This is a genomic window from Brevibacillus laterosporus, assembly GCA_007833815.1.
Classification (GTDB): Bacteria; Bacillota; Bacilli; order Brevibacillales; family Brevibacillaceae; genus Brevibacillus_B; species Brevibacillus_B laterosporus_D.
The window spans coordinates 3,374,589-3,384,721 of the sequence record CP033464.1 but is presented as its reverse complement, the minus strand read 5'-3'; the positions used below and the strand labels follow the sequence as shown (position 1 = coordinate 3,384,721).

Below are 10,133 nucleotides of genomic sequence, written 5' to 3'. Positions count from 1 at the left end.
GGATGTAATACATATTGGCCCTCGAAACCCATTCCATCAGATGGGAATGATAATCGTGCCAATACCTGACCTTTGCCTACATACATTTGTTCGATTCCTTGAAGGCTTTTTCCGTAAATTTCTCCCTTCTCTTCCCAAGATGTATAAAAATCGTTAGTCGTCAAGATTCTTTGATTGCATTCTGCTAACAGAGTAGGCAAATCTATGAGAGACTCCTGTGTCTTATCGTTGTATACAGCCCTGCCCTGACTATGTACAACAATTTCGTCTCTACCTTCATCAAGATCACTATAAATCTCAAAGCTTACCTCACCATCATCTTCTAGGAATAATCCAATATGCACCTGTTTTGGTTGTTCCTCTATGCAAATCGGGTTCGTCCAAACAATATTTTGGAGTTGGACAGTTGCTTGATCGTACCCCTTGCTACCTATTGCTTTTTCAACTGCAATACGTGCCATTTCCAATTGCGCTACACCAGGTAGTACTTTGCAACCGTTGTTAATTTGGTCCTCTAGAAAAAACTCCTTACCGGTAAGCGTAGTACTGAACCTGATTTCGAATAAATCAGATGTATTCTGATGTAACATAGGATGAATCTCGTTAATCGATGCTGAAAATTCCTCCTGATGCTTGTTGCTGAAAGGATGATACTCTGCCTCGGGTATCCAATAGCGTTCTTTTGCGAATGGATAGGTTGGAAGAGGTATTCTCGAATAATGGTGCTGTGAGAACATTTTCTCAAATTCCAGTTCATACCCTTGTGTATACAGAGATGCAAGTGTAGACAAGCGTTCTACATAAACATTTGCATCTGTTTCATCATTTACATTTCGAATACACTCGTTTCCATATTGTTTCATTGCAATTTGTTCTTGTTGCCCCTTTTTACTTAAAGCAGAAGCATATACATCTGGCGCTTCCCCTTTTTCTAGCCATGTTTTCAAGACATTCACGAGTTCATTTCGCTCATGAACGACACACGCGAAGCGGTGATTAAAGTGTTTTCTTCCCATGATTAATGTGTAACTCATATTGCCATAATCGATCTGACGCTCTGTTTCACAATACTGTATCAACCGTTCCACTTGCTGGTGTAATTGATCCAGTGTACGAGCAGATAAGGTGATTAAATAACCTGGTTTTGGTGTAGTAGGTTTGCTAAGTAATGGTGCTTCTTCAATAACCATGTGTGCATTTGTCCCACTAAATCCAAAGGAGCTGATTGCCGCGCAGCGCTTCATGTTCGGTTCTACAGACCATTCAGTAAGTTCAGTATTTACATAAAAGGGGCTATCTTCAAATTCAATATTCGAATTACCTTTTTCATAATGCAGGGTTGGTGGAATTTGTTTATGTTGTAAAGACAACAAAATTTTAATAAGTCCTGCGACCCCTGCGGCAAAAGTTAAATGTCCAATATTGCTTTTTATCGATCCGATTGCACAATAATTTTTCTCATTCGAATATTTGTTGAATGCACGGGTCAAAGCCTTATATTCAATTGGGTCACCAAGTTTTGTCCCTGTACCATGAGCTTCGACCATTTGAATGTGCTGTGGGTCAATCTGAAAAGTATCATACACCTCTTGCTCTAATCGTTCTTGCGACTTAGCGCTCGGTGCTGTAATACCATTGGTAGTCCCATCTTGATTAATAGCTGAGCCGCGAATTACACCATAAATATGATCCCCGTCAGCTATCGCATCTGAAAGACGTTTAAGCACAACCACCCCAGCTCCCTCTCCCAGTACGAAACCATCCGCACGTTCATCAAACGTATGACAGCGACCAGTAGGAGATAGCATTCCCGCACGATTTGTAAATCTATAGATTTCAGGGGTCGATTGTATAAATACACCACCCGCTAAGGCCATCTCTGTTTCTTTGGCCCATAGGCTTTGACAAGCTAGATGAATAGCTACGAGTGAACTAGAGCATGCCGTATCTACAGCAATTGCCGGACCTTGTAAATCCAAGTAGTATGCAATACGCGCAGGAATGATTGAGTTAGCAGTACCCCAGAAAGCCTGTGGTGGTGGATTTTCTCCAAGTATATTTTGGTAATTAATTCCACCGCATCCTACGTATATACCGCATTTTTTTCCTTGAACACCTGCCCCAGCATAACCCGCATCCTCTAAGGCTTTCCACGATTCTTCTAAAAAGATTCGTTGCTGTGGGTCCATATATTCAGCCTCAGTACCCGAAATATTGAAAAAGAGGGGATCAAACTGCTCGATATCATCTACAAAGCTACCCTGATTACAATAGCTTGCACCCTGCTTGTAATACGTAGATAGATCCCAGCGAGACACTTCTTCAATTAAATCGTTTCCACGAGATAGATGCTCCCACAAATCATGGACTGTTTCTGATTTTGCAAACCGTCCGCTCATTCCAATAATGGCTATATTGATTTCGGATTCGATCCTCGTTTTTGAAACAGACGTAGAAGAAATAGGCTCTGAATTTTTCTGTTCTTTTGCCAGAGTCTTATTTTGCGACACACTCTTTTGTTCCACATTCTGAAATAACTGTTGCATGATGATACTTTTATACTCAGAAATAATATGCGATGCCAATTGAGTGACGGAACTGTAGTCAAATAAAGTAGTCGTATCTAGCTTAATATTCAACGCTTCATTAATAACTTGTACGAGCTTTACTCCTGTAATTGAATCTACACCGTAATCAGAAAATGATTCATTTTGACTGATCATTTGAATATCCACAAGTAACGATTCTGATATCTTTTGAATAATAATGTTCGTAATATGATCAAGAATTTTTTGTTCTATCATTTGATTATCTATGGATTCAATACTCTTTGGACTTGATATTGTCTTCTTTATCTCACTTCTTTTATTATCTTTGATGCTATTTTTTTGAATGTCTTGTTTTTGACGTATGAGCCCATCACTTTTGGCAATGATAATTTGTTGGCCTAGCTCCTCGGCATCTACGGCTGGAAATGAGACAGATGTAAAGCCTTCTACTGTTAATGCTTTTTCCCATCCTTTTGCACATAACCCAGGGCAGCCCGGGATGCGAAGTGCAGGATCTTCATACAACCACCAGCCCTCTAAAAGCCCAAATGTGAGATGATTAAACAACGTCTTCTCTGTTATTTCATTTACGACAATGATTCCGTTTCTCTTCAACAGCGTTTTGGCATGTCTTATGGTCTGATGGATGTTTGGCGTTGCATGCAGTACATTTGCCGCGATGACCACATCATACCCACCTACATCCATATTTTGCTTTGTAATCGTTTCGTTTATATTTAACATGTTATAGGTTAAAAAAGGATTACTAGTACCATATTCTTTGGCTCCATGCATAAGAAATGCTTTAGAAATATCCGTATAGCAGTATTCTTGAATATGGTCGTGATAGGGTGTCAATTTCTGCAAAACCGTTGCGCTTGTACCTCCCGTGCCTGCCCCAATCTCTACTATGCGAAGCTTACTGTTTGCATTACTATCTAACCGATTCTGTACATAGGAAATTACTGTATCAGCTAGCACATTATTGAAGTAATCTGCAAGCTTATTATATTTATAGATTCCCTCAACTAATTGCATAGAGGAATCAGGAAACATAATCTCTGTAGCTTTTCTTTTTCCAGTAAGAATATCTGGTAAAGCACGTAGCATGGTTTCAGCTAAAACTACTTTGGCCCTCGTATTACTATCCTCAAGCCATTCGATCTTCTTGATTTCCCACTCTTTCCATATCATATCCTGGTCTATTAAGGCTTGATTACATATGTGGTATGTTTCTCCATCTTGTTTGATATAGTGTTCCTGTATCAAAAAATCGAAGCTTACTTCTAACCATTTGTTATAAAAATCCGGCAATTCCATTTTTGCTTGAAAACTAGAGGGGGACGAATTCTTACTTGTAAACGATCCGATCGATGACAATTGAACCAATAGTACCTTCATGAATAGTTCATTCATTGCTTCCATTCGTTGCTTTTCTTCCGATATATCTTTATGTTTGTACTTTTGCATGTTCATCTCTCCACACATCTAGATTCAATAAACTAGACAAATCAGTATTTTTTAGCAATATAACTATTTTTTTACATCATAACAAAAGAATGTTCCCAATTTACATCTATCCAAGTAGAAGATGTTGTCATTTTAGCGAACGCCAATTGGTTCATCGGGCCTGTCAAAAGGGCTTCTACTGCTTCCATCGCCTCTGGAGGCTCAATGGAACCAATTCCTCTTCTGTGCATCCGTTTCTGGTATTCTTCCGACGCCACTGTTCCTACCGTTCCCCAATACCCCCAGTTCATGACTTTCACGGCACATGGCCATTCTATGCCCAACTGGCTTGCAAAGGCATCTTTAAACGTACATCCCGCTACATAGTTGCTCTGTCCCGCAGCTTTTACAAACGAATTCATCGAGGAGAAAAATAAAACAAAATCAAGAGGCTCATGCTGGAATACTTCCGCTATATTCACACTCACCTCTACTTTGACACCGAGTCCTACCCGAAATCTTTCCTCATCCATATTGGCTAGACTCTTGTCCAGCAGAACGATAGCAGAATGTACAACCCCATGAAGCTCACCGTATTGCTGTTTGATTTCTTCATAAGCGCGATACAACTCTTCTTGGTCGGTTGCATCCGCCATGATGTAACGAGGGGCGGGTCCTATCGATGCTAGTCGATCTATCTTCGCTTGGATATCAGCATCCATTTCCCTTCTTCCTATCCATATCACCTTGGCCTCGTACCTGCGAATGACGTATTCACTCCATACTTCCCCAATCCCCCCAGCTCCGCCAATAACGACATATACGCCTCCGTTCTTATACATCGTTTCTTCCTGCTGGTTATACGTCACAGGCATAAGCTCCAGACGATGCCATTGCTGCTCTCGGTAGACGTATGGGTTTCCTTCCGCATGAATCGGTAAGGTAAACCAATCCATCCTTGGCCATGAAGCAGTTGACTCTAGATCGATGACTCTGATGCTCCAATTCGTATATTCCTTTGCCAACGTCCCCATAAGTCCATGAACACTTGCATGGGTAGGATTTACTTCATCGTATTTATGAATGGGTTGTGCTTGTGTTGTTATCACAGTCCAGCCTAGTTGTCTGCTATCGTATCCAAGAGCTAGCAGATTTTTAATAAGTTTAAATAGGTAGATCACACCTGCTTCTTGCCCTTCTATGACGGCATTATCTGTTACTGATGATAGTCCCTCTACTGGTGCAATCCACAAAATATGATCGATCGGACCTTGTTGTGTCATTTCCTGAATGATTTCATCTACCGTACGTGAGCTTTGAATGGCGAGCACACGTGCTTCAGGGTACTGATTTCTGATTTCACTCCAAGTTGTTTGGTTGCCTCCAATAATTACGAGCCTTTCATCTAATGAAGGAATCATTTGTTTTTTCTCATATCGTACAGGTTCCCAAACAGGTGCTAGCATCATGGGCTTTTCAGAAGTTGCAGCTAACATATCACTAATGATCGTTTCTTCTAGTATGTCGGATGTATTTTGCTGTAAAAATGGTTGAATTTCATCAGCTTCTCCTGGCGTTTCATTTATAACACTTTTGATAGAATCCACTGCTCTTTCTGGCACCCAGTAACGCTCCTTTGCAAATGGGTAAGTAGGAAGGGAGATTCTAGCATAATTTTGATATAAAAATAGCTGTTCAAAATCTAATTCATACCCTTGTGTATATAAAGATGCCAGTATAGACAACTGTTCGATATAATCATTTGCAGCCATATTTGCATTCAAATTTCGTATACATTCGTTTCCATAGCGCTTCAATGCCATTTGTTCTCGTTGCTCATTTTTATTTAGAATGGAAGTGTATACCTCCGGCGCTTTTCCTTTTTCTAGCCACCTTTTCAAGACATGTACGAGTTCATTCCGTTCGTGTACAACAAATGCTAAACGGTGACTAAAATGTTTTCTTCCCATCAGCAATGTATAACTCATGTTACCGTAGTCAACCTGCTTCTCTTTTTCACAATAATGTATCAATTGTTCTACTTGCTGCTGTAATTGTTCTTTTGTACGAGCAGATAGTGTGAGTAAATAGCCTGGTTTCGGTGCATATGTTATCTCTCTTATCGGCGCTTCTTCAATAACCATATGTGCATTTGTCCCACTAAATCCAAACGAGCTAATTGCCGCGCAACGCTTTTGTTTTGGTTCCACAGACCATTCTGTAAGCGCGGTATTCACATAAAAAGGACTATCTTCAAATTCGATATTCGAATTGCCATTCTGAAAATGAAGGGTTGATGGAATTTGCTTATGCTGTAGAGACAACAAAATTTTAATCATCCCTGCAACACCTGCTGCAAATGCTAAATGTCCCATATTGCTTTTTATCGATCCTATCGCACAATAATTTTTCTCATCCGTATATTTCGTAAATGCCCGCGTCAATGCCTGAAATTCGATTGGATCACCCAATTTCGTCCCCGTTCCATGGGCTTCTATCATTTGAATGTGTTGAGGGTGAATGTGAAAAGTATCATACACCTCTTGTTCCAATCGTTCTTGCGATTTGGCGCTCGGTGCTGTAATACCATTTGTACTGCCATCTTGATTGATTCCAGATCCACGAATCACACCATATATATGATCTCCGTCAGCTATCGCATCAGTAAGACGTTTAAGCACGATCACCCCAGCCCCTTCTCCAGGAACAAAACCATCTGCACGTTCGTCAAATGTGTGGCAACGGCCTGTAGGAGATAACATTCCCGCTCGATTCGATTCCAAGTAAAAAGTAGGGGTAGATTGCAGGAATACACCGCCTGCTAGTGCCATTTCTGTTTCTTTCGTCCAGAGACTTTGACAAGCAAGATGGATGGCAACCAATGAACTAGAACACGCAGTATCTACAGCTATCGCTGGTCCCTGTAAATCCAAATAGTAAGCGATACGTGCTGGGATGATGGAAGCAGCATTTCCCCAAAAAGAAGTGGCGGGGGGCTGATCCTCGAATAAATTTTGATAGTCTTTACCACTACATCCTACATAAACTCCACACTTCTTCCCTTGAACTCCCGTGCCCGCGTACCCAGCGTCTTCTAATGCTTTCCAAGATTCCTCTAAAAAGATTCGCTGCTGGGGATCCATATATATAGCCTCAGCACCTGAGATATTAAAAAAGAGCGGATCAAATTGATCAATATTATCGACAAAGCTGCCCTGATTACAATAAGACACTCCATCCTCGTAATACTTCGAAAGATCCCAACGCGATACTTCTTCCATCAAATCGTTGCCCTTGGATAGATGCTCCCATAACTCATGGACTGTTCTAGACTTTGCAAATCTTCCGCTCATTCCAATGATTGCAATCGGTTCTCTTTCAACGGTTGGAGCTATTTTATATTGATATCGTTTTGGAATCTGTACGACTATTTTTCCGATATTTTCGCGATTTTCCATACATTGATAAGCTTGTTTTATGTCATCAAATGAAAATACTTTATAGATAGTAGGCTGAATAATATTGTTTTTGATTAATCGAAGCATTTCGTTCCAATAATCCCGAAGAACATCAGGCTGTTCTATTCCCAATTTTCTAAGATCAATGCTATAAAAAGCTTGGTTATTGTTTAAGATAGATAAATCAATCGTTCTAGCACTTTTCAGTGCTGTCATCGCAATTTCAATATATCTACCACCTCTAGCTAAACACCCTAAACCTTTTTGAATCGCATCTCCTGCTAACGTATTGATGACAACATCAACACCTTTTCCATTCGTCAGTCGATGAATTTCTTGTTCAAAATCTGATTCTACATAATTGATGACATGTGGCACATCTACTTGTCTTAAATACTCTAATTTGTGCTCCGAGCTTGCAGTAGCATATATTTCAGCTCCATAATGTTTGGCTAACGAAACAGCAATGAGTCCAACTCCGCCAGTTGCTGTTTGGATGAGAATTTTTTCGCCTTTTTTCAATTGTGCTTTGCGAAAGGCAGCTATCATCGTCATCGATACAACAGGCAATGAACAAGCTTCCTCAAAAGATAACGAAGAAGGCTTAGGAAAGACATTTGCTGCCTTACATGTAAGTAAGCTAGCCTGTCCAGCCAAATGTTCCCCGCCGCTATAAATAACCTCATCTCCCAAACGGAGCGAGCTTACCGCACTCCCTACTTCCACTACAACCCCGCTGGACTCAAATCCAGGTGTAAATGGATATGGAGGCATAGTTGGATATAGACCTTGTAAACATAGCAAATCCCCAAAATTTAAAGAAAATGCCCGAACAGCAATTCTTACTTCATCTACTTTCAGTTCAGGAATGTCCGACTCTACAATCTGAATATCCTCTGTGCTACCAGGTGTTTCAATGAGTACTTTATGAAACGTAGCTCGATTCTTTACTAGGGACGAATGTAGTGACGATTGATCAATTGCTGCTTTCAATGAATCTCTGTCTTTGAGACCTTTTTCGTTAGCAGATTTATTTTTTTGTGGGCCGGTTTGAGTTGCTTCTGTTTTTTTCAACATGGATGAGCTCGAGACATCTACTGGCGTTTTTTCTTCCAAGAGAGCTACTAACGTTGGTCTATATTCTTTTATCATGTAATGAACCAATTGATTTACGTTATTGTAATCAAACACTACAGTGGTTTGTAGCCTTGTATGACATCTTTTATTAATGAGTTGAATGAGTTGAATAGCGATAATTGAATCTACACCATACTCTGAAAAACTCCGATCATTTTGAATCATTGCCTCATTCATCTTCAATTCTTCACAAATGCTTTCCCTGATTATATGTGTAAGATGGTCCTCGACCATTTGATCTGTTACATCGATGTGATTAATCATGGCTCCCTTACTTTTCATTGCAGGCCCATTTTGATGATGTTCACTAGGAGCAAATTGCGTTTTCCCCACATCTTGACTGTTATCTACTGCAGCTACACAAGGATTAGTTTCTTGTGTTTGCAGTGTAATTCCATCACTCTTCGCACAGATAATTTGTTGTTTAAAGTCGTTTTCTACATCTACTGGGAAGGTAATGGAATGGAATCCTTCAGATTTTAATACCTTTGTCCACTTATCCGGATATAATCCTGGACAACCTTGAATACGCAGTGCTGTATCTTCATACATCCACCAGCCTTGTAAAAAACCAAAGGTGAGATGTGTGAAAACCGAGCTATCTGCTAACTCATTTAATAGCAATAAACCATTGTTCTTCATCGCTGCTTTTACATTACGTAGAGCATGTCGTATATTTTTCGTAGCATGCACTACGTTTGTTGCAATGACTAGATCATAGCCATTAGGATCAATAGATTGATTGGCAACGGGTTGTTCAATATTAAAAATTTTGTATGTTAAAAAGGGATAGTCGGAACCATATTCATTCTCTCCATGCCTTAGAAAAGCTAAAGAAAGGTCCGTATAACAATATTCTTTTATATTCGATTGATAAGGTTTCAGTTTAGGAAGGACTTTAGAACTAGTCCCCCCCGTTCCGGCTCCAATTTCCAAAATTCGAATTTGTTTATTGGTACTGGCCGATTGACTACTTCGCTCCTGAACAAAAGCAACCACCTTTTCGGCAAGTACTTCATTAAAATAGTCTGCAAGAAGATTATTTTTATATACCCCTTCTACCAAAGTCATAGAAGAATGAGGGAACATAGCATCCGTGGCGAGTCGTTTTCCTGTAAGTATCTCAGGTAGCTCACCTAGCATCGTCTCTACTAATACAACTTGAGATTTTAAATTACCATCTTCTAACCATTCCTTTTTTCGTTGTTCCCACTCCTTCCATGAGTCGGTCATTTCTATAGGAATATTTTTCATGACCGTATACTTTTCTCCGTCAAATGACAAATACCCATTCTTGGTGAATATAGTTATCGTCTCATCTAACCATTTTTTATATAAATCAATGATTCCCATTGTTGTTATGATGTTTGTTGAATCGAAGGAATGAGGTACAAACATCCCCATCCTTCTACATTGTTCCCACAACAATTTGGTAAGAAGCTCATCCATATCTTTTAATTGTTTGGTCACATAATCGAATTGGTCATCATTTTTCATTTTTATCTCTCCAATGATTTATTTCTGACAAATACGAATTATT

The 10,133-nt window shown here is 39.8% G+C and carries 1 protein-coding gene and 1 pseudogene; both read right to left on the bottom strand.

Annotation, left to right across the window (positions count from 1 at the left end; translation table 11 throughout):
* Positions 1 to 659: 659 nt before the first annotated feature.
* A pseudogene (locus tag EEL30_17510) lies at positions 660 to 4,019 on the bottom strand (methyltransferase).
* A gap of 71 nt (positions 4,020 to 4,090) precedes the next feature.
* Positions 4,091 to 10,090: an SDR family NAD(P)-dependent oxidoreductase gene (locus EEL30_17505; GenBank protein QDX93933.1), complete on the bottom strand. Its 6,000-nt coding sequence runs from the start codon at positions 10,088 to 10,090 to the stop codon at positions 4,091 to 4,093.
* Between the last annotated feature and the right edge of the window lie 43 nt (positions 10,091 to 10,133).